The sequence below is a fragment of the Caballeronia hypogeia genome (genome assembly GCF_001544875.2).
Classification (GTDB): domain Bacteria; phylum Pseudomonadota; class Gammaproteobacteria; order Burkholderiales; family Burkholderiaceae; genus Caballeronia; species Caballeronia hypogeia.
Genome location: NZ_FCOA02000025.1, coordinates 86,168 through 108,647, shown reverse-complemented (window position 1 = coordinate 108,647; position 22,480 = coordinate 86,168). Strand labels below are relative to the sequence as shown.

Annotated in this window: 22 protein-coding genes; 8 read left to right on the top strand and 14 right to left on the bottom strand. The window is 63.7% G+C overall.

Annotation, left to right across the window (positions count from 1 at the left end):
- Positions 1 to 73: 73 nt before the first annotated feature.
- Positions 74 to 502 carry a ferric iron uptake transcriptional regulator gene (gene fur, locus AWB79_RS28440; RefSeq protein WP_014192256.1) on the top strand — a complete coding sequence of 143 codons (429 nt, stop codon included), beginning with the start codon at positions 74 to 76 and terminating at the stop codon, positions 500 to 502.
- Between the two features lie 136 nt (positions 503 to 638).
- Here fur and AWB79_RS28435 read toward each other — a convergent pair whose 3' ends face one another.
- Genes AWB79_RS28435 through AWB79_RS28425 form a run of 3 tightly spaced genes read right to left on the bottom strand, consistent with a single transcriptional unit; the run spans position 639 to position 3,516 of the window.
- Positions 639 to 1,148, bottom strand: coding sequence for an ureidoglycolate lyase (locus AWB79_RS28435; protein WP_061170788.1), 510 nt, complete (start codon positions 1,146 to 1,148; stop codon positions 639 to 641).
- Complete coding sequence (gene alc / locus AWB79_RS28430) at positions 1,145 to 2,155, bottom strand: allantoicase (protein WP_061170787.1); 1,011 nt, start codon at positions 2,153 to 2,155, stop codon at positions 1,145 to 1,147. The genes AWB79_RS28435 and alc overlap by 4 nt, the downstream gene beginning before the upstream one ends.
- Positions 2,156 to 2,196: 41 nt before the next feature.
- Positions 2,197 to 3,516: a C4-dicarboxylate transporter DctA gene (locus AWB79_RS28425; RefSeq protein WP_061170786.1), complete on the bottom strand. Its 1,320-nt coding sequence runs from the start codon at positions 3,514 to 3,516 to the stop codon at positions 2,197 to 2,199.
- A gap of 240 nt (positions 3,517 to 3,756) precedes the next feature.
- Here AWB79_RS28425 and AWB79_RS28420 point away from each other — a divergent pair, with 240 nt between their 5' ends.
- Together AWB79_RS28420 and AWB79_RS28415 are read left to right on the top strand one after the other, a co-directional pair.
- Positions 3,757 to 4,449 (top strand): FadR/GntR family transcriptional regulator, encoded by a 693-nt coding sequence (locus AWB79_RS28420; protein ID WP_061170785.1) that lies wholly within the window; start codon positions 3,757 to 3,759, stop codon positions 4,447 to 4,449.
- A 111-nt stretch (positions 4,450 to 4,560) separates the two neighbouring features.
- Positions 4,561 to 4,950 (top strand): hypothetical protein, encoded by a 390-nt coding sequence (locus AWB79_RS28415; protein ID WP_061170784.1) that lies wholly within the window; start codon positions 4,561 to 4,563, stop codon positions 4,948 to 4,950.
- Between the two features lie 74 nt (positions 4,951 to 5,024).
- Here AWB79_RS28415 and gap read toward each other — a convergent pair whose 3' ends face one another.
- Positions 5,025 to 6,035 carry a type I glyceraldehyde-3-phosphate dehydrogenase gene (gene gap / locus AWB79_RS28410; RefSeq protein ID WP_061170783.1) on the bottom strand — a complete coding sequence of 337 codons (1,011 nt, stop codon included), beginning with the start codon at positions 6,033 to 6,035 and terminating at the stop codon, positions 5,025 to 5,027.
- Between the two features lie 49 nt (positions 6,036 to 6,084).
- The gene (gene tkt, locus AWB79_RS28405) at positions 6,085 to 8,136 is read right to left on the bottom strand and encodes a transketolase (RefSeq protein ID WP_061170782.1); all 2,052 of its coding nucleotides are present in this window, start codon (positions 8,134 to 8,136) and stop codon (positions 6,085 to 6,087) included.
- Positions 8,137 to 8,634: 498 nt separating this feature from the next.
- Here tkt and AWB79_RS28400 point away from each other — a divergent pair, with 498 nt between their 5' ends.
- Positions 8,635 to 9,048: a VOC family protein gene (locus AWB79_RS28400; protein ID WP_061170809.1), complete on the top strand. Its 414-nt coding sequence runs from the start codon at positions 8,635 to 8,637 to the stop codon at positions 9,046 to 9,048.
- 63 nt (positions 9,049 to 9,111) lie between these two features.
- On the top strand, positions 9,112 to 9,849 hold the full coding sequence (locus AWB79_RS28395; protein WP_061170781.1) for a 16S rRNA (uracil(1498)-N(3))-methyltransferase: 738 nt from the start codon (positions 9,112 to 9,114) through the stop codon (positions 9,847 to 9,849).
- A 98-nt stretch (positions 9,850 to 9,947) separates the two neighbouring features.
- Here the strand turns inward: AWB79_RS28395 and AWB79_RS28390 are convergent, their stop codons facing one another.
- From AWB79_RS28390 to AWB79_RS28380, 3 genes are all read right to left on the bottom strand, one after another.
- On the bottom strand, positions 9,948 to 10,511 hold the full coding sequence (locus AWB79_RS28390; RefSeq protein WP_061170780.1) for a barstar family protein: 564 nt from the start codon (positions 10,509 to 10,511) through the stop codon (positions 9,948 to 9,950).
- Positions 10,512 to 10,527: 16 nt separating this feature from the next.
- Positions 10,528 to 11,010, bottom strand: coding sequence for a ribonuclease (locus AWB79_RS28385; protein WP_061170808.1), 483 nt, complete (start codon positions 11,008 to 11,010; stop codon positions 10,528 to 10,530).
- A 424-nt stretch (positions 11,011 to 11,434) separates the two neighbouring features.
- On the bottom strand, positions 11,435 to 13,732 hold the full coding sequence (locus AWB79_RS28380) for an NADP-dependent malic enzyme (protein WP_061170779.1): 2,298 nt from the start codon (positions 13,730 to 13,732) through the stop codon (positions 11,435 to 11,437).
- A gap of 254 nt (positions 13,733 to 13,986) precedes the next feature.
- On the opposite strand from AWB79_RS28380, the gene thiL reads away from it, so the two are divergent.
- From thiL to pncC, 3 genes are read left to right on the top strand one after another with little or no spacing between them, the layout of a single operon-like run.
- Positions 13,987 to 14,976, top strand: coding sequence for a thiamine-phosphate kinase (gene thiL, locus AWB79_RS28375; protein ID WP_061170778.1), 990 nt, complete (start codon positions 13,987 to 13,989; stop codon positions 14,974 to 14,976).
- Complete coding sequence (locus AWB79_RS28370) at positions 14,966 to 15,520, top strand: phosphatidylglycerophosphatase A family protein (protein ID WP_198399114.1); 555 nt, start codon at positions 14,966 to 14,968, stop codon at positions 15,518 to 15,520. Before thiL ends, AWB79_RS28370 begins: the two co-directional genes overlap by 11 nt.
- Before the next feature lie 43 nt (positions 15,521 to 15,563).
- Entirely contained in the window at positions 15,564 to 16,064 is a 501-nt protein-coding gene (gene pncC / locus AWB79_RS28365) for a nicotinamide-nucleotide amidase (RefSeq protein WP_061170777.1), read from the top strand.
- Positions 16,065 to 16,080: 16 nt separating this feature from the next.
- Here pncC and pyrF read toward each other — a convergent pair whose 3' ends face one another.
- The 6 genes from pyrF to araG form a co-directional block, all read right to left on the bottom strand.
- Positions 16,081 to 16,893: an orotidine-5'-phosphate decarboxylase gene (gene pyrF / locus AWB79_RS28360; protein WP_061170776.1), complete on the bottom strand. Its 813-nt coding sequence runs from the start codon at positions 16,891 to 16,893 to the stop codon at positions 16,081 to 16,083.
- Between the two features lie 70 nt (positions 16,894 to 16,963).
- Complete coding sequence (locus AWB79_RS28355) at positions 16,964 to 18,067, bottom strand: aldose 1-epimerase (RefSeq protein ID WP_061170775.1); 1,104 nt, start codon at positions 18,065 to 18,067, stop codon at positions 16,964 to 16,966.
- A 90-nt stretch (positions 18,068 to 18,157) separates the two neighbouring features.
- Positions 18,158 to 19,027, bottom strand: coding sequence for an SMP-30/gluconolactonase/LRE family protein (locus AWB79_RS28350; protein WP_374728570.1), 870 nt, complete (start codon positions 19,025 to 19,027; stop codon positions 18,158 to 18,160).
- Positions 19,024 to 19,809, bottom strand: coding sequence for an SDR family NAD(P)-dependent oxidoreductase (locus AWB79_RS28345; RefSeq protein WP_061170773.1), 786 nt, complete (start codon positions 19,807 to 19,809; stop codon positions 19,024 to 19,026). The genes AWB79_RS28350 and AWB79_RS28345 overlap by 4 nt, the downstream gene beginning before the upstream one ends.
- Positions 19,810 to 19,876: 67 nt before the next feature.
- Positions 19,877 to 20,893 carry an L-arabinose ABC transporter permease AraH gene (gene araH, locus AWB79_RS28340; RefSeq protein ID WP_061170772.1) on the bottom strand — a complete coding sequence of 339 codons (1,017 nt, stop codon included), beginning with the start codon at positions 20,891 to 20,893 and terminating at the stop codon, positions 19,877 to 19,879.
- 18 nt (positions 20,894 to 20,911) lie between these two features.
- Positions 20,912 to 22,426, bottom strand: coding sequence for an L-arabinose ABC transporter ATP-binding protein AraG (araG, locus tag AWB79_RS28335; RefSeq protein WP_061170771.1), 1,515 nt, complete (start codon positions 22,424 to 22,426; stop codon positions 20,912 to 20,914).
- Between the last annotated feature and the right edge of the window lie 54 nt (positions 22,427 to 22,480).

The following is a 22,480-nucleotide window of genomic DNA, read 5'->3' as shown; positions in this document are numbered from 1 at the left end:
CATACGGGATGTCGGTAATCGGAAAAACGCATTACTATGAGAACCTTGAATTGTACTCTAGGGATGCCTAGCCATGACCAATCCCGCCGATCTCAAAAATATCGGTCTCAAGGCGACCCTGCCCCGCCTCAAGATTCTCGAAATTTTTCAGCATAGTCCGGTGCGCCATCTGACCGCCGAAGACGTGTACCGAAGCCTGCTCAACGAAGAGCTGGATATCGGTCTAGCGACGGTATATCGCGTGCTCACGCAGTTCGAGCAGGCCGGCCTGCTGTCGCGTAGCAATTTCGAATCGGGCAAGGCCGTCTTCGAGCTAAACGAAGGCTCGCACCACGATCACCTCGTGTGCATCGACTGCGGCCGCGTCGAGGAGTTCTTCGATGCGGAGATCGAACGCCGCCAGCAATCGATCGCCAAGGAGCGCGGCTTCAAACTCCACGAGCATGCGCTTGCGCTGTACGGCACATGCACGAAGGAAAACTGCCCGCACCGCAAGCACTGAGCGTCGGCGCGCCGTTAAAAAAAACCGCCGTCCATCGGCTTTGATGGACGGCGGTTTCGTTTCGCCTCTACGTTTCGTTACTTGCTTCTGCGAGCGATTCGCAATTGCATTTCGATTCGCGCGACGCTCACGCAATTCACGCCGCGTGCGCCGTTTTCTCGATCAGCGTGTATCGCTCGGGCAAATCGATCTCGTCGCAGTTCGGCAAATCGCCGCCGCGATCCACGACGATGAAATCACCCGGCTTGTCGAGCACGATCAGCGGGTGGTGCCACACACCGCGCGCATAGTTCACGCCCTGCCAGCCGCGCGCGTAGAAGGCGCGCAGGCCGGCCGGATCGAACTCGCCCGCGGGCGCGACCACCACCAGATAACGCACGTCCGCGAGCGGCACGAAGGCCTGACTGCCGAGCGGATGACGCTCCATCATCGAAATGACGATCGGCTGCGGACGCGGCTGCCCGCGAAACACGTTGATGAGCGGCCGCCCGCCGGTTTCGAACCCCACTTCCACGTTCGCGAGATCGTGGAAGCGCTCGGTCGTGCCCGCGTTGATCGGAAAATGGCGCGCGCCTTCCAGTTCGATGACATCGCCGAACGGTGCGAAGGCATCGCGCGTCAGCGGTTCCAGTGTCAGCGTCTTCATTCCACCTCTCCGAAGATCCGCAGCCGCGACACGCCGCCGTCCGGATAGATGTTGAAGCGCACGTGCGTCACCGGCCCGAGCGCCGCGATCTGGCTCTCGAAGCGATGCACGTTGTCCATCGAGAGCTTCTGTTCGTCGAGCAGCACGGGCCAGAACATCGCCTGCGTGACGAGCGACTCGTCGGTGCCGCCTTCCACGCGCGCCGCCTGCAGCGAGCATCGGTCCGGATAGTTGCCCTTGAAGTGCGCGGTGTCGACCTCGATCGCGCGAATCACGCCGGGATTGGCCAGCGCGACGATCGCCCAGTCGTTGCCCGGCTCGCGCCGGCGTCGCGTTTCCCAGCCGTCGCCCATGTTCACGCCGCGCCCCGGCATCAGCATCTGTGAAGCCGGTCCGAAGTGCTGATTGTTCGCCGCGACGAGATACGCGCCGTTTTCGATCGCGGCGAGATCGAGCAGCGTGCCGCGTTCGACGCGCGCGAAATCCGTCTTCGGCTGGCCATACACACGCAGCCGCGCGATGCCGCCATCGGGATAGATGTTCACGCGCAAGTGCGTGTACGCGCGGGTGTCGCTGATCTCCAGATAGTGATGATGATTGCCCTGCAGCGTCGTCGAAGGCACGATCTCGCGCCAGTCGCCGTCTTGCTGAGGATCGGCGCTTTCGCTGAAGCACGCCTCGATGGAAGCCGCCGGCGGGAAGTTGCCGGTGAAATGACTCGTGTCGATGTCGATGCCGTGAATCACGCCCGCCCGCGCCAGCTTCACGATGCAGTAGTCGTAGCCCGTCGTGCGCTTGCGGCGCGTCTCCCAGCCGTCCATCCACTTGCCGTGCTCGTCGTACTTGCCGGGGATGAACACGGCCGGTTGCGGTTCCAGCATGCGCTCTTTCGGCGCGAAGAATTCGTCGGTGGCGAAGAGCGCCTGCGCGCCGAGGCGCGGGTCTGCGAGATTCATGTAGCGGCGGGCGAAGGCGGGAGCGTCCGCGTCGAGAATCGGGTTGGCCATTTCAATTTCCTTCAGTCGCGAAAAGTTTCAGACAGCGTGTTTCAGATCGCATGAGCGTGCTCGGCGCCGTGCACGGGTTCCGAGGTAGCCGGCACGAAGCGGTATTCGTCGTCCTGGTCGAGCACCCGCTTGGCGCGCGCCCGGTCGATGTCGTTCTCCCAAACGGCCACGACCACCGTCGCCACGCAATTGCCGATCAGATTCGTCACGGCGCGCGCAATACCCACGAACCAGTCCACCGGCAGGATCAGCACGAGGCCGAGCACGGGAATCGCGGGAATGGCGGAAAGCGTCGCGGCGAGAATCACGATCGCGGAGCCGGGAATGCCGTGCGCGCCCTTCGAGGTCACCAGCGAAACCAGCACGACGACGATCAGGTCATGCAGCGAAAGCGGCGTGTTGGTCGCCTGCGCGATGAAGATCACGGCGAGCGTCAGATAGATGGAGAAGCCGTCGAGATTGAACGAGTAGCCGGTCGGGATCACGAGGCCGACGGTCGAATCCTTGACGCCCATCCATTCGAGCTTGCGCATGATCTGCGGCAGCACGGCGTCCGACGACGCGGTGCCGAGCACGATCGACAGTTCTTCACGCAGATAACGCACGAGCTTGAAGATGGAGAAGCCCGAGAGCCGCATCACGACGCCCAGCACGACGAACACGAACAGGAAGCAGCTCGCGTAGAACACGATCACGAGCATGCCGAGCTGCTTCAGCGACGCGACGCCGTACTGGCCGGTCGTGAAGGCGATCGCGCCGAGCACGCCGAGCGGCGCGAGCTTGATGATGAAGGCCATGATGCGGAAGAACACGCCCGACAGTTCGTCGATGAAAACCGTCACGCGCTGCGCCTTGTCGCCGAGCAGCGAGAGCGCCGAGCCGAACAGTACGGCGAACACGAGGACCTGCAGGATGTCACCCTTCGCGAACGCGTCGATGGCGGTGTCAGGGATGATCTTCAGCAGGAAGCCCGCGGTGTCCTTCAGGCTCTTCGCGTGCTCCGTGTACGTCGCAAGCGATGCCGCATCGAGCGTGTGCAGGTCGATGTTCATGCCGACGCCCGGGCGCGTGATCCACGCGAGGATCGCGCCGATGGTCAGCGCCAGCGTGGTCATAATTTCGAAGTAGACCACCGCCTTCAGCCCGACGCGCCCGACTTTCTTCAGATCGCCCGCGTTCGCCATGCCGCTCACGACGACGCAGAACACGATCGGCGCGATCACCATCTTGATGAGCTTCAGAAAGCCATCGCCCAATGGCCGCAACGACTGGCCGAAATGCGGAAACAGCGCCCCCACCACGACGCCTATGACCAACGCGATCATCACCCTGCCGAACAGCGAATTCAGGAATCTCGACACGACCGTCTCCTCGTGTAATGTCTCAGGACCAGAGCAACTGTTCCGACTGGTCGGACCAGTGCTGTGATTGGGAATATTAGAAAGTCGATATACCGCCGTCAAGGAACCGTTCGTACCGGTTTACCCTGCTCCGGGCAGGCACGAAAATGGATGCAAAGAAGATGCGAAAACGGTCGTGCACACGTCTGCCCGGCACGCGCATACAATGGCGGTCAGACCGGCCAATACAGCTTTCTTCCTATGAAAAACGTTCCGCACACCGTGACCGATGCCGCGATCGCGACCATTCGCGAACGCATCGAATCGAGCGTCTATCCCGTGGGAAGCCTGTTGCCCGCGCAGCGGCAGTTATCGGAGGAACTGGCGATCAGCCGGGCTTCGCTGCGCGAGGCGCTGTCGACGCTGGAAGCGCTCGGCATGCTGCATATCCGGCCCGGCAAGGGCGTGTATGTCAGCAGCGCTCAGGCGAGCACCGCGCATCCCTGGCGTTTCGCGGATCAGGCGTCGCTACCTGACACGTATCAGATGCGCTTCGCGCTGGAAGGATTCGTCGCGCGGCTCGCGGCGCATTCCATCGGCGATGCGGACATCGACTGGCTCGACGACAACCTCGGTTCACTGCACGGCGCATTGATGGAATCCGCGCTGGAAGAAGCCGCGCAACTCGACTTCGCGTTCCACATGCGCATCGTGAGTCTCGCGGGTAACGCGGCCATCGAATCCATTCTGCGCGGCAGCGCCGACATCATGAAGGAGAGCCAGCGCCTGCCGTTTTATCGGCGTGAGCTGGTGTTGTCGACGTATCACGAGCACGCCGTGATCATCGAAGCGCTAAAGGCGCGCGACGGCGAAAAGGCTGGGCGCGCGATCGAGGGGCACATCGTCAACGCGGCGCAGCGCGCGGGTGTGCATTTTCCGATTCCGCACAAGTAAAGCGCGGCACTTCCCGGCGCGTTCGCAGTCTCAGCAAGGGCCGTGCGTGATGGAGTTTTCTATCCGCTTGCGTCGCCCTGCAATTGGCGAACATCAAGAGGAGCCGCGTCGATGGACATGCAACAACTCGTATCGGAATTTCTGGCGTCGGAGCACGGCGCGCAGGCCACGCAAGCGCTGACCGATCAGGGCTTCAGCACCGAAGACAGCCAGCAGATGCTCGGCACCGCAGCGGAAACCGCGCACGCGCATGCCGAGGAGCAGAACGCAGGTCTCATGGGGAATCATCCCGGGAAGAGTTTTTTTGCTGCGTTCGCCGCCGGGCTCGTGCGCGGCGACGGCTTCCTGAAATCGATGGAGGAAGGCGGAGAAGGCATTCTGACGGGACGCATCGCCGAGTCGATTGCCGCGCGCATGGGCATCGACCCCGGCACGGCATCGACGGTCGCGGCGGCAGCGACGCCTTACGTCGTCGCGTTCCTGCGCGAGAAGCTGGCGTAACGCCACTGTGCGCGTAGAAAAAAACAAAGCCGCTCCAAGGAGCGGCTTTGTTCATTTCGAGAGGCTGGTGAAACTTACTTCGCGTTCGCCAGCGCCACAGCCGTATCCAGCATGCGGTTCGAGAAGCCCCACTCGTTGTCGTACCAGCTCGACACCTTCACGAGACGGCCCGACACCTTGGTCAGCGTCGAATCGAACGTCGACGAAGCCGGGTTGTGGTTGTAGTCGATCGACACCAGCGGCGCGTCGTTGTAGCCGAGCACGCCCTTCAGTTCGCCTTCCGACGCATCCTTCATGATCTTGTTGATTTCCTCGACTGTCGTGTCGCGCGCGGCGATGAACGACAGATCGACGACCGACACGTTGATCGTCGGGACGCGGATAGCGTAACCATCCAGCTTGCCGTTCAGTTCCGGCAGCACGAGACCGACCGCGGAAGCCGCGCCCGTCTTCGTCGGGATCTGGCTGTGCGTGGCCGAGCGCGCGCGGCGCAGGTCTTCGTGATACACGTCGGTCAGAACCTGGTCGTTCGTGTACGCGTGGATCGTGGTCATCAGACCGTTCACCAGACCGATCTTGTCGTTCAGCGGCTTGACGAGCGGCGCGAGGCAGTTCGTCGTGCACGATGCGTTCGAGATGACCGTGTCGGAAGCCTTCAGCACGTTGTGGTTCACGCCGTACACAACGGTCGCGTCCACGTCCTTGCCGCCCGGCGCCGAGATGATGACCTTCTTCGCACCGCCCTTGATGTGCGCGCTGGCCTTTTCCTTCGTCGTGAAGAAGCCCGTGCACTCCAGCACCACGTCGACCTTCAGCTCGCCCCACGGCAGTTCAGCCGGGTTGCGGTTGGCCAGCACGCGGATCTTGTCGCCGTTGACGACGAGGTAATCGCCGTCCACCGACACTTGGCCCGGAAACTTGCCGTGCGCCGTGTCGTATTGCGTCAGGTGCGCGTTGGTCTTGGCGTCGCCGAGATCGTTGATGGCGACGATCTCGATATCGTGCTTCTTGCCGTTTTCGTAGAAAGCGCGCAACGTGTTGCGGCCGATCCGGCCGTAGCCGTTGATTGCAACGCGAATCGTCATGGTCTATCTCCTGATGGCTAAAAAAACTGGGGCTTGCTGACGTCAGTACTTACGCGGCGAGAACGGACTTCGCGGTATTGACGACGTTCTCCACCGTGAAGCCGAAGTGCTTGAACAGCGCGCCCGCCGGAGCCGATTCGCCGAACGTGTCGATACCGACCACGCCGCCTTCCAGGCCCACGTACTTGCGCCAGAAATCCGTCACGCCCGCCTCGATCGCCACGCGCGCCACGCCCTTCGGCAGCACGCGCTCGCGGTATTCGGCGTCCTGCTTGTCGAACACGTTCGTGCAGGGCATCGACACGACGCGCGCGCCGATGCCTTCTTTCGCCAGCGCCTCGACCGCTTCCATCGCGAGCTGCACTTCCGAGCCGGTCGCGATGAGGATGATCTTGCGCGCGGGAATGTCGTCGTTCCAGTCGCGCAGCACGTAGCCGCCCTTCGCGACGTTCGCGATCTGGAGATCGTTGCGCGCGGAGAATTGCAGGTTCTGGCGGCTGAAGATCAGCGTCGACGGACCGTTGTGCGCGATCGAATGCGTCCACGCGACGGCCGTTTCGACCGTATCGGCCGGACGCCACGTCTGCAGGTTCGGGATCAGGCGCAGGCTGGACACGTGTTCGATCGACTGGTGCGTCGGGCCGTCTTCACCGAGGCCGATGGAGTCGTGCGTGAACACGAAGATTGAGCGCGACTTCATCAGCGCGGCGACGCGAATCGCGTTGCGGCTGTAGTCCGAGAACGTCAGGAACGTGCCGCCGAACGGACGATAGCCGCCATGCAGCGCGATGCCGTTGATGGCCGCCGACATGCCGAACTCGCGCACGCCGTAGTTGATGTGATTGCCCCACTGGATGCCGGCGTGGTCCGGGTTCGCGTTTTCCGCGTCGCCCGCCGCGCGCACCGGCTTCGATGCCTTCCAGTTGGTGAGGTTGGAACCCGTCAGGTCAGCCGAACCGCCGAGCAGTTCCGGCAGCGCCGCAGCGAGACCTTCGATGGTGTTCTGCGATGCCTTGCGCGTCGCGACGGTTTCGGCCTTCTGATTCGCGTCCTCGATGATCTTGGCGGCAGCTTCCGCCCAGTTCGCGGGCAGCTCGCCGCTCATGCGGCGCGTGAATTCGGCCGCTTCCGCAGCGTACTTCGCCTTATATGCATCGAACGCCTTGTTCCATTCGCCCTCGGCGTGCGTGCCCTGTTCCTTCGCGCTCCACGCCGCATACACTTCCTGCGGAATCTCGAACGGACCGAAATTCCAGCCGATGGCCGCGCGCGTCGCGGCGATTTCCTTGTCGCCGAGCGGCGCGCCGTGCGCGTCGTGACCGCCCGCCTTGGTCGGCGCGCCCTTGCCAATGACCGTGCGGCAGCAGATCAGCGTGGGCTTGTCCGACTTCTTCGCCTGCGCGATGGCTGCGTCGACCGCATCGACGTTGTGACCGTCCACCGCGCGGATCACGTTCCAGCCGTACGCTTCGAAGCGCTTCGGCGTGTCGTCGTGGAACCAGTGCTCGACGTGACCGTCAATCGAAATGCCGTTGTCGTCCCACAGCGCGATCAGCTTGTTCAGCTTGAGCGTGCCGGCGAGGGAGCAGACTTCGTGCGAGATGCCTTCCATCAGGCAGCCGTCGCCGAGAAACGCGTACGTGTAGTGATCGACGATCTTCGCGTCGGCCTTGTTGAATTCGGCGGCGAGCAGCGCTTCGGCGAGCGCCATGCCGACCGCATTGCCGATGCCCTGGCCGAGCGGGCCGGTCGTCGTCTCGACGCCCGCCGTCATGCCGTATTCCGGATGGCCCGGCGTCTTCGAATGCAACTGGCGGAAATTCTTCAGTTCGCTCATCGGCAGGTCGTAGCCGGTGAGGTGCAGCAGCGAGTACAGCAACATGGAACCGTGACCGTTCGACAGAACGAAACGGTCGCGGTCGAACCAGTGCGGGTTCACCGGGTTGTGCTTCAGATGGCGCGACCACAGCGCGACGCCGATTTCCGCCATGCCCATCGGCATGCCGGGATGGCCGGAGTTGGCTTGTTGAACGGCGTCCATGGCAAGCGCGCGGATTGCGTTGGCCATGAGGGCGGTCTGGCTGGAGGTCGGGATCGTCATGTCGAGTCTGGGCAGGTGCTGAAATGATCCGCGGTGCTTCTCATGCAGTACTTCTCACTCGCGCCGGACCCGCTGGGAATCACGCTCTCAGGACCGGAACGACGAGAAACGACGAGGATCGGAAGGCCGTCATTCTAACAGACCGGTCCGATTGAAACGCGGCCGAAAGCCAGCGGATCGCTTGGAGCCGGCGGTCCCGGGGCGCGGGCATGTTCCGTGCAAAACCCGCTGCGGCGCGTTCGCGCAAAGCTTTCGCGCGACCCTGCGGAACCTGTCTCGCAACCGGTACAACCGTGTCCCGATACGGTGACAACCCGCCGTGACAACCCGTGACAGTACACGGTATTGCACGCCGTCAGCGGACGTTCATCCGGCGAAATCCGTCCGATGCTCCGAGGCGCCGCGAAGTTTCGCAAGTTTCCTGCCGAGCCATTGATCGTACGGCTTCGTGGCAAAATGTTTCTCAACTTGCAGCAAAGGCTTGAAGGAGTGCTTTCGATGACCGACCCTCGTCCCGCCGACGTGCCCTGGCTGACTCCCTACCTCACGGTGCGCGATGCACGTGTGAGCATCTCGTTCTACGAAAAGGCGCTAGGCTTCGTGGTGCGCGACAGCGTGAACGACGATGGCACGATCATCCACGTAGAGATGACGTATCGGGGGCAACTGATCGTGATGTTCGCGCCAGAAGGCGCGTACGGCTCGCAGGCGCGCACGCCGAAGAGCGCAGGACAGATGGCGCCGCAATCGTTCTATCTTTACGTGGACGACGTCGACACCACGTTCCAGCAGGCGCTCGCGGTCGGCGCGAAGGCGCTCATCGAGCCACAGGACCAGTTCTGGGGCGACCGTTTCGCGCAGATCGAAGACCCGGACGGCTATCGCTGGGCGATCGCGCGGCATCTGCGCTGAAGCGTCGCGCCGCCGTCTCGCAACATCACTATCCGCGGATCGAGTATCCGCGATCGATTACCCATGCCACGTTTTCATGTCGATTGCCCGCTTTTCGTGGGTCAAACCCTCACGCTTCCCGACGACGTCGTGCGCCACGTGCACGTCCTGCGCCTGCAGACGGGCGATCCGGTCACGCTCTTCGACGGCCGCGGCGGTGAATATCGCGGCGTGCTCGTCGATATCGCGAAACGCTCGGCGAGCGCGCGCCTCGACGAACACAGCGATCGCGAAGCGGAGCCGCCCTACCGCGTGACGCTTGCGCAGGGCATCGCGGGCGGCGACAAGATGGACTGGCTCATCGAGAAAGCGGTGGAGCTGGGCGTGGCGGGCATCGCACCGATCACGGCCGAACGAGGCGTCGTGCGGCTGGCCGGCGAGCGCGCGGTGCGCCGTCAGGCGCACTGGCAGGCGCTCACGCGCGCGGCCTGCGAGCAGTGCGGGCGTAATCGCGTGCCCGATGTCGCGCCGCCGCGCGACCTAAACGCGTGGCTCACCGATCTTCCGGCCGCAGCCGATGGCGAACTGCGCCTGCTGCTCTCCCCGCGCGCCGAAGTGAGCTTCGCGTCCCTGCCCGCCGATCCGCCGTGCGGCCCGGTCACCCTGTTGATCGGCCCGGAAGCCGGCTTCTCCCCCGCCGAGGAACAGGCGATCATCGCTAACGGATTCGCCGCGCTCGGTCTCGGCCCGCGCGTGCTGCGCACCGAGACGGCAGGCGTCGCGGTGCTCGCGGCGCTGGCGGCGCGCTGGGGCGGCTGGTAATCGGTCGATCTGCGCGACGCAAATGAAAACAGCCCGATGGCCGCGCCTTTCGGCTACATCCATCGGGCTGCTGCAAGCTCGTGGCCGAAGCGCGCGGGTCAGGCGAAAGAATAGAACACGCGGAACGCCACGCGCCGCTCCGCCCAGAATTCCGCCGCGTCGCGGAACACGTCGAGCAGCACTTCGCGGCCTTCCTTGTCGAATTTCTGCGCGATGGGCAGTTGTTCCAGCACGATCACGAAACCCGGCTGCGAGCCCGACTTGTGGACGAGATCGGTGAGCGAATCGTAGAGCGCGTCGTAGTTCTTGCCGAAATGCTTGGGAAAAAGGAACGATGTAGCGATCGTCTCCAGCACTTCCTGCTTGCTCTGCGCCTGACCGAGGTAGGCGTAGAGGAAATGCTGGCCGAGCCGGTTGGCCTCGTCCGCCAGATCCTGCACGCGAAACGCGCGGATCGACTGGACGATGTTCGGCCGCACGGTGGCGAACATCGCTTCCGGATCGTCTTGCGGATGGGACTCGTCGGATCTGGTCTCGTCGTCGGGTCTGTTGTCGTGTTCTGTCATGCGTAGCCGCAATACTCGCTGGAACAGGTTGCCATCGCCGGTGGCGAAAAGATCACTCGCGACGCTGTGGTCGTGCGCGTAGATGTTGTCGCTCATTCCGTTAATCCCGTGGTTAATCCGCAATACGTTTGAAACTGGAGTAGTGGTCGTCCGAGTAGTAGCAATCGCCGATCTGCCTGCGCGGTCCACCGCAAACGATCCGGCGCGCGCCGCGATCCCGCGCGCGCGGCGTGGGAACGGTGTATTCGTGGTAGTAGCCGCGTGGATGACGCGGAAGCAAACGCTCGCGATTGCCGAACACGACGCCGTCCTTTTCGTATGGGAAAGGGCCGCCCGCTTCGATCAGCCGCAAGGTCGCGGCCGCCTGCTTGGGCAACTGCGCGATGTGGACAAGGGCCAGTCCGTCCCGTTCCTGCCTGGCGGTTTCGTCCGGTTGCCGCACTTGGGCTTGCTGGACGGTTTGCGCAGGCGGGGCCGCGGCCGGGCTCGCCGAGGCAACCGGTTCCGGAACGCCGCTGCGAGGCTCGTCCTTGCCGCACGCGCCCAGAATGACGCTCAAGGCGACGATGCAGGAAAAAGTCCTCGCACATTTCACCAAGCGGTTGTCCTCGCGCTACACCAGAATTCGACGACCATGAAAGATGTAAGGGTATCGCTAATGACAGAGCGAAGCAACGTTCCACGGAAAATCGGAAATTTTTTCGCAATGTAGGCGAAGCAGGAATTTCCTGAAGACGCTTCCCACCTTCCAATTAGCCTAAATCTGAGAGATTTTTATCTCTCACAGGATAATAATTGGATCCGTAAGATCTCGAAGCCTCTGGATGAGACGCCTCGCTCGTCGCCAGCTTCACGGCAGCGCGCTTATGCCGAATGGTCTTGCATTTTGCGGGTAAGGCAATGATCTGCGTTGCTTTTCTCGGGCGTGCCGTGCAAACGCGGCACGCTTTTTTTTGCCCGTACAAAAAGAAAACGCGGCGGGATCAACCCGCCGCGCTTCATCTCGCCTGCGGCCTGGATCAGCGCGCCGCCGACGCGTCCGCCACCAGCAACGCCGTCATGTTGACGATCCGCCGCACCGTCGCCGACGAGGTCAGCACGTGAACCGGCTTGGCCGCGCCGAGCAGGATCGGCCCGATCGCGATGCCGCTGCCCGCCGCCGTCTTCAGCAGGTTGTACGAGATGTTGGCCGCATCGATGTTCGGCAGGATCAGCAGGTTCGCGTCGCCTTCGAGCGTGGACTCGGGCAGCACTTCCTTGCGCAGACGCGAATCCAGCGCCACGTCGCCGTGCATTTCGCCGTCCACGTCGAGATCCGGCGCGCGTTCCCTGAGGATCGCCAGCACGTCGCGCATCTTCTGCGCGGTCGGCGCGTTGCTCGTGCCGAAGTTCGAATGCGACAAGAGCGCGATCTTCGGCACGATGCCGAAGCGCTTCACTTCTTCCGCCGCCATGATCGTGATCTCGGCGAGCTGCTCGGGCGTCGGGTCGACGTTCACGTGCGTATCGACCAGGAAAATCTGGCGGCCCGGCAACACCAGCGCGTTCATCGCCGCGTAGACCTTCGCGCCTTCCTTCTTGCCGATCACCTGATCGATGAAGTGGAGATGACGATGCGTCGTGCTCACCGTGCCGCAGATCATGCCGTCGGCTTCGCCCTTCTGCACCAGCATCGCGCCGATCAGCGTCGTGCGGCGGCGCATTTCGAGCTTCGCCATCTGCTGGCTGATGCCCTTGCGCGCCATCATCTTCGCGTAGGCCTGCCAGAAATCGCGGTAACGCTCGTCGTGATCGGTATCGACGACGGTGAAATCCGTGCCCGGATTGAGACGCAGACCGAATTTCTGAATGCGCTGCTCGATGACCGCCGGACGGCCGATGAGAATCGGCTTGGCGATTTTTTCATCGACGGCGATCTGCACCGCACGCAGCACGCGCTCTTCCTCGCCCTCGGCGAACACGATGCGCTTCTTCTCCGGCTCCACGCTGCGCGCGAGCTGGAACACCGGCTTCATGGTCGTGCCGCTGTGATAGACGAACTGTTGCAGATGCTGTTCGTACGCTTCCATGTCCTCGATCGGACGCGTCGCCACGCCGCAGTCCATCGCGGCCTTCGCGACAGCCGGCGCGATCTTCACGATCAGGCGCGGATCGAACGGCTTCGGAATCAGATACTCAGGACCGAAGGACAGATCCTGAATGCCATAGGCCGTCGCGACGATATCGCTCTGCTCCTGACGCGCGAGTTCCGCGATCGCGTTCACGGCCGCGATCTCCATTTCCTTCGTGATGACGGTCGCGCCGACATCCAGCGCGCCGCGGAAGATGAACGGGAAGCACAGAACGTTGTTGACCTGATTCGGATAATCCGTGCGGCCCGTGGCGAGCACCGCGTCCGGACGCACTTCGAGCGCGAGTTCCGGCAGGATTTCAGGCGTCGGGTTGGCGAGGGCGAGGATCAGCGGCTTGGCGGCCATCTGCTTGACCATGTCCTGCTTGAGCACGCCGCCGGCGGACAGGCCGAGGAACACGTCCGCGCCTTCGATCACCTCGGCGAGCGTGCGCGCGCTGGTTTCGCGGGCGAACAGTTCCTTGTCCGGGTCCATCAGTTCCGTGCGGCCCTTGTAGACCACGCCGGCCAGATCCGTCACGAAAATGTTCTCGCGCTTCATGCCGAGATCGACGAGCAGGTTCAGGCAGGCGAGCGCCGCCGCGCCCGCGCCGGACGCGACCAGCTTCACTTCGCCGATGTCCTTGCCGACCACCTTCAGACCATTGGTGATCGCCGCCGCGACGACGATGGCCGTGCCGTGCTGGTCATCGTGGAAGACCGGAATCTTCATTCGCTTGCGCGCCTCACGTTCGACGATGAAGCAATCCGGCGCCTTGATGTCTTCCAGATTGATGCCGCCGAAGGTCGGTTCGAGCGCGGCGATCACGTCGACGAGCTTGTGCGGATCGGTTTCGTTCAGCTCGATATCGAACACGTCGATGCCGGCGAACTTCTTGAACAGCACGGCCTTGCCTTCCATCACCGGCTTGGACGCGAGCGGGCCGATATTGCCGAGGCCCAGCACGGCCGTGCCATTCGACACGACGCCGACGAGATTGCTGCGCGCGGTGAAGCGCGCGGCGTTCAGCGGATCTTCGACGATCGCCTCGCACGCGAACGCGACGCCCGGCGAGTAAGCGAGCGCGAGGTCGCGCTGGTTGATCATCTGCTTCGTGGGCGCGATCTGGATCTTCCCGGGAACCGGGAATTCGTGATAGTCGAGCGCGGCTTCGCGCAGCTTGGTATTGGCGTCGGAGGTCGTCATAAGGCGGGCTAGCAGTGCGGGATTTAGAATGGAGATTCGAACGCATTGTAGCGCCAATCGGGGACCGTTTCGGACCGCGGTCCGTGCATTTAGGCTACAAGTGCCATGACTGGAAAACGGCTGATCCCCCTGCCGGACAAGGCTCACGGGGCATCGATCGATTTTTTCGAGACACGACGCGGGCGTCTTCGAGCTTCTTTCGAAGCGTTCCGCTTTCATCTTGCAGCGCACAAGAAAACGATTTTTCGCCGACGATGCTCTCCGAGTTTTCCTTGATCGACCGCTTCTTCGCCCGCCGCGCGACGGCGCCCGCGCCTCGTCATGACGATGCCGCAGCAAGACCGCTCGGCATTGGCGACGACTGCGCGCTGATCGCGCCGCCCGCCGGGCACCAGCTCGCCATTTCGACGGACATGCTGGTCGAAGGCCGCCACTTCTTCCCCGATGTCGATCCTTATGCGCTCGGCCATAAATCGCTGGCGGTGAACCTGTCCGATCTCGCCGCGATGGGCGCCGCGCCGCACGCGTTCACGCTTGCGCTCGCGTTGCCGCGTGCGGACGAGGCGTGGCTCGAAGCGTTCAGCAATGGCCTCTTCGACCTCGCGCAGCGCTTCGATTGCGCGCTCGTGGGCGGCGACACGACGAGCGGGCCGCTCAACATCTGCATCACGGTATTCGGGGACGTGCCGTACGGCGCGGCTCTGCGACGAGATGCCGCAATGCCCGGCGACGACATCTACGTGTCCGGCACCCTGGGCGACGCGCGTGCAGGTCTTGGCGCGATTCGCGGCGAATGGCATGCGGCCGAAGGCGCCGAATGGCGGCGCGCGCTGGAATTCCCCGAACCGCGCGTCGCGCTGGGTCTCGCGTTGCGCGGCGTCGCGCGCGCGGCGCTCGATATCTCCGACGGCCTCGCCGGTGATCTGATGCACATCCTCAAGCGCTCCGGCGCGCGCGCCATCGTCGATGCCGACGCGGTGCCGTGCTCGGAGGCCGTGCGCGCGCTGCCCGAGTCCGCGCGCCGCCAGTGCACGCTCGCGGGCGGCGACGACTACGAGCTCTGTTTCACCGCGCCGCCGTCGGCGCGAGACACGCTCGCGGATATCGCGATACGCGTGCAAGTGCCGCTCACGCGCATCGGTACAATCGAATCATCCGGTGCGCCGGGAATCGCCTGGCGCGATGCCTCGGGCGCACCGCTCTCCCTGATGTTGCAAGGCTTCGACCATTTCCATGCAGACTGACCCCACGCTTGCGGCCAACCCGGACGCGCCGCGCGCCAAGCCGGACGCGCCGCGCGCCAAGCCGCGCCGCGCCAGCGCGCGCTTCATGCTCACCCATCCGCTCCACATTCTTTCGCTCGGCTTCGGCAGCGGGCTGTCGCCGGTTGCGCCCGGAACGGCCGGCACGCTGTTCGCATGGGCGTCGTTCGTCGCGCTCAATCCGCATCTGACGGTCGCGGAATGGGGCGCGCTGATCGTCGTCGGCTTCATCGCCGGATGCTGGTTCACCGGCTTCACCGCCAAGAAGATGGGCATCGACGATCCGTCGCCGGTGGTGTGGGACGAGATCGTCGCGTTCTGGCTGGTGCTGCTGCTCGTTACGCCAGCCACGTTCACCGGGCAGTTGTGGGCGTTCATCGTGTTCCGCTTCTTCGACATGGTGAAACCGCCGCCCATCCGCTATTTCGACCGCCGTTTGAAAGGCGGTTTCGGCATCATGTTCGATGATCTCGTCGCGGCGTTCTTCTCGCTGCTCGTGATCGCCCTGTGGCGCACGACCGTCTGACTTTCGTCCCTCGATTTTCGACCCTACTCGCAGAGAAACCGTCATGCCAACCGACACCGTGGTTCACCAGCTTGCGATTCGAGTCGGCAACAAGCTGCGCGACGAACGGCTGATGCTCGCAACCGCCGAATCGTGCACGGGCGGCATGGTCGCCGCCGCGATCACGGATATTGCCGGCAGCAGCGCGTGGTTCGAGCGCGGCTTTGTCACCTATTCGAATCTGGCCAAGACGGAAATGATCGGCGTGCCCGCCGCGACGATCGAGCAGCATGGCGCGGTGAGCGAACTCGTCGCGCGCGCGATGGCCGAGGGCGCGCTGCGCAACAGCCGCGCGCAGGTGTCGGTGTCGATCACAGGAGTTGCAGGCCCGGCGGGCGGCAGCGAGGCGAAGCCGGTCGGAACGGTGTGCTTCGGATGGAGCAACCGTCTGCATACCGGCGTCGAGACGCAGCATTTCAAGGGCGACCGCGAGCAGGTGCGCACGCAGGCCGCGACCCATGCGCTGCGCAAGCTACTGGAGTTTCTGGATCAGCGCGAGCGGTGAGCCCGCGCCTTCTCTTTCACCGATATTGATTGATCGAATCGCGCGTCTTCTTGGCCGCGTCGGCGGCGGCTTGCGCGTAATCGTCGCCCTTGCCCGCGTAGATGATCGCGCGCGACGAGTTGATCAGCATGCCCGCGCCGTTGGCAGTGCGGCCCGCGCGCACCGTCGCCTCGACATCGCCGCCTTGCGCGCCGATGCCCGGAATCAGCAGCGGCATGTCGCCGACGATTCCCCGCACCGTTTCGATTTCCTTCGGGAACGTCGCGCCGACGACCAGACCGAGCTGGCCGCTCGCGTTCCACTTCTGCGCCGCGAGCGACGCGACCACCTGATACAGCGGCTTGCCGTCGGTCGTCAGGAACTGCAGATCGGAGCCGCCCGGGTTCGACGTGCGGCACAGCACGATCACGCCCTTTCCTTCGTGCGCGAGATACGGCTCGATCGAATCGAAGCCCATGTACGGATTGACCGTCACCGCGTCGGCCCGGTAGCGCTCGAAAGCTTCCTTGGCGTACTGCTCGGCCGTGCTGCCGATATCGCCGCGCTTGGCGTCGAGAATCACCGGAATGCCGGGATGTTGCTCATGAATGTGCGCAATCAGCGCTTCAAGCTGATCTTCCGCGCGATGCGCCGCGAAGTACGCGATCTGCGGCTTGAACGACGACGCGTACGGCGCGGTCGCATCGACGATGGTTTTGCAGAATTCGAAGATCGCGTCGGCGCGGCCTTTCAATGCGCCGGGAAACTTCGCCGGCTCGGGATCGAGGCCGACGCACAGCAGCGATTGCGTGCGCGTCCACGCGGCGTTGAGAGATTCGATGAAGGACATGGCGGGGAAGTCTGTGAGAACGTCGATGCCACGCATTTTAACGTGCGTGGCATCGGTTCCCGGGTCGGCGTCAGCGCGACGCGTTTCTCGCGCGCGCCTTCGCGCCTGCCCGCGTGCGCGGCCGTCCACGCCGCGCCGCTTCGCCGGTGCGCTCGACCGTGAAGCGGAATTCGCGCGACAAACGCTCGCCCGGCGCGAGCACAGTCATGCCGTGCGCTTCGCCGCCGCCCGGCAGATTCACCGCGTTGATCGGGTGATCGACCGGTTCGAAGCAGAAGAAATCCTCGCCGGGCGGCGCGTAAAGCACGTAGTAATCCGTGTCCGCCGCGATCGTCAGCGACAGCCGCCGGGCCGGCCACAGCACGCTCGTGCGGCCGCTCCATCCGGTGAACGCGTTGTTCACCATTTCCGACGGCATCGGATACGCAACGCCGAATTGCCATGCGGGCGGCGTCGGCACGTGGCGCACCGGCAGCCAGTCATCGCCGCAGAGCCACACGCCGCCCGCCGCCGCCGAAAGCTCCGTGTCCGGCTCGCGCATCAGGAACGGATGCAGCCCAAGGCCGAAGGGCAGCGCTTCGTCGCCGGTGTTCTGCACGTCGAGCGTGACGACGAGCGTCGCTTCGTCGAGCGTGCAGGTCTGCGCTGCGCGGAACGAATACGGCTTGCCGGCGTTGCGTTCGAGCGTCATGCGCACGCGCCCCGCCTCTTCCTCGGCCACGGTCCATGCATCGAGCCAGCCGTCGCCATGCAGCGGCAGCGGTTCGCCAGCGCGATTGCATGGCACGTCGATCGCGCGTCCGGAAAATTCGAATCGGCCATTGCCGATGCGGTTCGAATACGGCAGCAGCGGATAACACGCGAGCTGGTTCGGATCGGTATTCGGACCGGGATCGGCGCAGGGCCGGAAGATCGGCACGAGCGCGCCTTCGTGACGCCAGTCGAAACGCGTGATGCCGCCGCCGAGCGCGGGCGCGAGTTCCAGCCGCAGATGCGCGTTGGCGAGCGTCACGCAGCCATTGGCGCTGGCCCCGCCAATGGCGACGACCGCGGTGCTCGGACCGGGGCGTATCGGCGGTTCGGCCGCGGCGGCCAGCCTCGAGCGGCGAGCGTTCGCCTGAGCCGTGGTGGTCGATGCAGGATTCGGTCTTTGCTCTGTGCGCGCAACAGCCATGACTCGTGCTCCATCGAGAGGCGAAAAACCCGGCGCGGCCGGGACGTGTCGGGTGGCGCGTCGAGCGCGCGCCGCCTCGTTGTTTTTTCCTTACGCCTTGCCCGCGAATACGGCTTCGGCGAGGCCGCGCGCGCCGGGCGTCGCGACGAACACGCCGCCCGCGTGCACATCGCTTTTGAGCGCGGCATCGTCCAGACCGATGCGCGCGCTCGTCACATACAGCGTGCCGAAGTCCGCGCCGCCGAATGCGGCGCAACTCGGCTGCGCGGTCGGCACGTCGATGCGCGCCGTCTCGCGTCCATCGGGAGCGTAGCGCACGACGCGCGCGCCGCCCCACTGCGCGTTCCACAGGCCGCCTTCGGCATCGACTATGGAACCGTCCGGCACGCCGGTCGCATCGCTCAGTTCGACGAATACGCGGTCATTGGCGAAGCTCGCATAGTCGCACGCGCGGATCTGGCGTGTAGGCGAATCGCAGTAATACATCGTCGCGCCGTCGGGCGAAAAGCCGATGCTGTTCGAGATCGCGCAATCGCCGAGCGGCAGCCGTTCGAGCGAAAGATCGGCGTTCAGCCGATAGAAGCCGCCGATCGCTTCGGCATCGTCCACATCGTGCTTCGTGCCGAACACGAAGCGGCCCTGCCGATCGCAGCGGCCATCGTTGAGCCGCGTGGGCAGATCGGCTTCGACTTCCATGATGGTTTCGATGTTGCCCGTGGCGATCTCGTAGAACGCGAGCCGCGATGCGAGACCGAGCAGCAGAAAGCGCGCATCGGCGCAGGGCGTGAAGCAGGCAAGGCGCTCGGGCATGTCGAAGGATGCGCTTTTGCCGTCGCGCGGATCGTGGCGCCAGAGCTTTTTGCCTTCGATGTCGGTCCACCAGAATGCGCCGCTCGCGGCACACCACGTCGCGCCTTCGCCGAGCGAGCACTGGGAATCGATCAGCAGCGTGGCGTTCATGCCCATCCTCCGTCGACGATCATGTCCTGCGCGGTGATCATGCTGCTGTCGTCCGAGGCGAGGAACAGCGCCGCGCGCGCGAGATGCACGGGCAGCAGCTCCCCGTCGATGCACTGGCCTTGCTTGATGGCTTCCTTGCCGGCGTCGTCGAGCCACAGGCGCTTTTGCTTTTCCGTCATGACCCAGCCGGGCACGAGCGTGTTCACACGAATGCCAAACTTGCCGAGGTCGCGCGCGAGGCCGCGCGTCATACCTTGCACGGCGGATTTCGACGTCGTGTAGACGGGGAAGTTGCCTTGCTTGAGCATCCAGCTGATCGAGCCGAGATTGATGATCGAGCCGCCGCCCGCCCGCTTCATGTCGGCGATCACGGCCTGAGCCGCGAAGAACTGGTGACGGATGTTGACCGCGATGCCCGCATCGTAGGACTCGGGCGTGACGTCTTCGATCGCGTGGCGTTTGTCGTTGGCGGCGTTGTTGACGAGCACGCCGATCGGGCCGAATGCCGCTCGCACGTCTTCAATGCCGTTTCGCAGGGCGTCGATGTCGGTCAGGTCGACGTTGAGAAACATCGGGCGCGTCTGGTTTGGCTGCAAGGCTGCGCCGAGCCGGTCTGCCAGCGCTTCGCCCGCGTTCGTGTCGATGTCGAAGAACGCGACCTTCGAGCCTTGATCGAAGAAGTGTTCGACGAAGCCCTCGCCGATGCCGGTGGCGCCGCCGGTGATCAGCACGGTTTTGCCTTCCAGGCTGGGGTAGCGGGCTAGTTTCGGTGCTATTGCCATTGGTTGTCTCTTTGCTTTTGATTTGCGCGTGGGCTTCCACGAGAAGCCCACGCGCGCCCCAAACCCATCAATCCCGCGATCCGCGATTCTTCAACTGATCGAGCAGCACAGCAGCCAGCAGAATCGCCCCACGAACAAGGTACTGATAGAACGCATCGATATTCAAAAGATTCATGACGTTCTCGACGGTGCCCATGATCAGCACCCCGATCACGACGCCCGAGATCGTAGCCCTTCCGCCCAGCAACGAAACCCCGCCGAGCACGCAAGCCGAGATCACGTTCAGCTCGAAGCCCTGAGCCGCATTCGGCTGCCCCGACGTAATCCGCGAAGCGAGAATGACGCCCGCCAGCGCGGTGACCGCGCCCTGAATCAAGAAGATCCAGACGCGCGTGCGCTCCACATTGATACCCGCAAGTCTCGAAGCTTCAGGATTCCCACCGATAGCCAGCGTGTTCCGCCCATAAACAGTCTGGTTGAGCAATACGCCGAAAACGATGAAGCACGCAAGCGTGACCCAGATCGGCAGGGAAATCCCGAGCATCGACAAACCGCCCAAGGCAATGAACGTATCCGACGACACGCCCACCGCCTGTCCATGCGACACGATGAACCCAAGCCCACGCACGATTTCCATCGTGGCCAAAGTCGTGATCAGCGCGTTGATCCGCAGATACGCGATCACCGCGCCATTCACGAAGCCAATCACCGCGCCCGCCGCAACCGCCGCAATGATCGCGATGAACGTGTTGTCCGTCGCGTTCAGCACCATCGCGCACAGCACGCCGGCGAAGGCGATCGTCGACCCCACCGACAAGTCGAAATCGCGCGACGCCAGGCAGAACATCATCGTGCAGGCGACCATGCCGATCTGCGAAATCGACAGCGCGAGACCCAGCATGTTTTCGATCGAAAAGAAGTGATCGACCGTCAGCGACATCGTCAGGAACATCACGATGAAGATCACGATCAGGCTGTACTCCGTGATCTGCTGCCACCACTTCTGTTTATCGCTCTTCTGCGGGATCAGCGCGTTCGCGACGGTTTCCGTCGCCTGCCCCACGATGTTTTCTCTTGCTTCCATGATTCGCTCCTCTTGTCCTTATGCTGCCTGCGCAACGGTTTCAGCCTGCGGCAGCGCAAGGCTCAACACCGATTGTTCGCTCGCCTTCCCGCGCGGCAATTCGCCGGCGATCCGCCCCTGCCGCATCACGACGATCCGGTCCGACACGCCCAGCACTTCCGGCAATTCCGACGAGATCATCACGATCGCGCAGCCGCGTTCCGCCAGCTGATAGATCACGTTGTAGATCTCGTGCTTCGCGCCCACGTCGATGCCGCGCGTCGGTTCGTCGAGAATCACGACCTTAAGGTCCGGCTCCGCGAGCCAGCGCGACAGAATCGCTTTCTGCTGATTGCCGCCCGACAGAAAACGGATGCGCTGCTTGCGGCTCGGCGTCTTGATCTTCAGCAACTGAATAAAGCGGTCAGCCGTCTGCGCTTCCTTCTTGCGATCGAGAAACAGACCGCCGCGCAGGTAATGACGCCGGCACGAGATGTTGATGTTCTCCGCGACCGTCGCCATCGCGACGATGCCCTCTTCCTTGCGATCCTCCGGGCACAGCACGATGCCGTGGCGAATCGCCTCGCCCGTGCTGCGCACCTTGATCGGCTTGCCGTCGAGCTGAATCTCGCCGTCTTTCTTCTTGTCCGCGCCGTAGACGAGATGCATCAGCTCGCTGCGGCCCGCGCCCACCAGACCGAAGAATCCGACGATCTCGCCGCGCTTCACCTCGAAGCTCACGGGAGCGGAAAGCGCATCGCCCAGCACGTTCTTCACGGAGAAACGCACGTCGCCCAGCGGACGCTCGCGATAGTTATAGATGTCGCTGATCTCGCGGCCGACCATCTCCTGCACGAGCGTCTCGCGCGGCACGTCCGCGAGCGCGAGATGCGACGCGATCTTGCGGCCATCGCGGAAGATCGTGCACGCGTCGCACAACTCGTAGATCTCGTCCATGCGATGCGAGATGTAGATCAGCGCGCGCTTGTCGGCCTTCAGATCGCGCACGAGCTTGAACAGCACTTCCGTTTCGCGATGCGACAGCGATGAAGTCGGCTCGTCGAGCGCGATCACGCGCGCATTGCGCAACAGCGCCTTGCAGATCTCGACCATCTGCCGCTGCGCGATGGAAAGCTTGCGCAGCTTCGCGTTCGGATCGAGATCGACGCCCATCGCCGTAAGCCGTTCTGCGACGTGCTTTTTCGCCGCGCGCTTGTTCACCCAGCCGAGCCGGTTCGGCAGCGCGCCGAGCAGCAGGTTCTCGGACACGGTCAGATCCGGCACGTACTGCAATTCCTGGTGAATCACCGCGATGCCCGCGCCGATCGAAGCGGCCGCGCTCGCGAAATGCACTTCCTGATCGTCGATGAGCACGCGCCCCGAATCGGGCTGATACTCGCCGCCGAGAATCTTGAGCAAGGTCGATTTGCCCGCGCCGTTCTCGCCCATCAAACCGTGAACTTCGCCGGCGTTGACGTCGAACGACACGCCGTCGAGCGCGCGCACGCCTGGAAACACCTTGCCGATATTGTCAAAACGCAGCGTCGCTGACACATCGCCTCCTTTGTTACCGAAGCGCGGGCCGCATGTACAGCGGCCCGCTTTACC

Coding starts and splice junctions, on each gene's coding strand:
- fur (WP_014192256.1), top strand. CDS start 74: ATGACCAATCCCGCCGATCTCAAAAATATCGGTCTCAAGGCGACCCTG.
- AWB79_RS28435 (WP_061170788.1), bottom strand. CDS start 1,148: ATGAAGACGCTGACACTGGAACCGCTGACGCGCGATGCCTTCGCACCG.
- alc (WP_061170787.1), bottom strand. CDS start 2,155: ATGGCCAACCCGATTCTCGACGCGGACGCTCCCGCCTTCGCCCGCCGC.
- AWB79_RS28420 (WP_061170785.1), top strand. CDS start 3,757: ATGAAAAACGTTCCGCACACCGTGACCGATGCCGCGATCGCGACCATT.
- AWB79_RS28415 (WP_061170784.1), top strand. CDS start 4,561: ATGGACATGCAACAACTCGTATCGGAATTTCTGGCGTCGGAGCACGGC.
- gap (WP_061170783.1), bottom strand. CDS start 6,035: ATGACGATTCGCGTTGCAATCAACGGCTACGGCCGGATCGGCCGCAAC.
- tkt (WP_061170782.1), bottom strand. CDS start 8,136: ATGACGATCCCGACCTCCAGCCAGACCGCCCTCATGGCCAACGCAATC.
- AWB79_RS28400 (WP_061170809.1), top strand. CDS start 8,635: ATGACCGACCCTCGTCCCGCCGACGTGCCCTGGCTGACTCCCTACCTC.
- AWB79_RS28395 (WP_061170781.1), top strand. CDS start 9,112: ATGCCACGTTTTCATGTCGATTGCCCGCTTTTCGTGGGTCAAACCCTC.
- AWB79_RS28390 (WP_061170780.1), bottom strand. CDS start 10,511: ATGAGCGACAACATCTACGCGCACGACCACAGCGTCGCGAGTGATCTT.
- AWB79_RS28380 (WP_061170779.1), bottom strand. CDS start 13,732: ATGACGACCTCCGACGCCAATACCAAGCTGCGCGAAGCCGCGCTCGAC.
- thiL (WP_061170778.1), top strand. CDS start 13,987: ATGCTCTCCGAGTTTTCCTTGATCGACCGCTTCTTCGCCCGCCGCGCG.
- AWB79_RS28370 (WP_198399114.1), top strand. CDS start 14,966: ATGCAGACTGACCCCACGCTTGCGGCCAACCCGGACGCGCCGCGCGCC.
- pncC (WP_061170777.1), top strand. CDS start 15,564: ATGCCAACCGACACCGTGGTTCACCAGCTTGCGATTCGAGTCGGCAAC.
- pyrF (WP_061170776.1), bottom strand. CDS start 16,893: ATGTCCTTCATCGAATCTCTCAACGCCGCGTGGACGCGCACGCAATCG.
- AWB79_RS28355 (WP_061170775.1), bottom strand. CDS start 18,067: ATGGCTGTTGCGCGCACAGAGCAAAGACCGAATCCTGCATCGACCACC.
- AWB79_RS28350 (WP_374728570.1), bottom strand. CDS start 19,027: ATGAACGCCACGCTGCTGATCGATTCCCAGTGCTCGCTCGGCGAAGGC.
- AWB79_RS28345 (WP_061170773.1), bottom strand. CDS start 19,809: ATGGCAATAGCACCGAAACTAGCCCGCTACCCCAGCCTGGAAGGCAAA.
- araH (WP_061170772.1), bottom strand. CDS start 20,893: ATGGAAGCAAGAGAAAACATCGTGGGGCAGGCGACGGAAACCGTCGCG.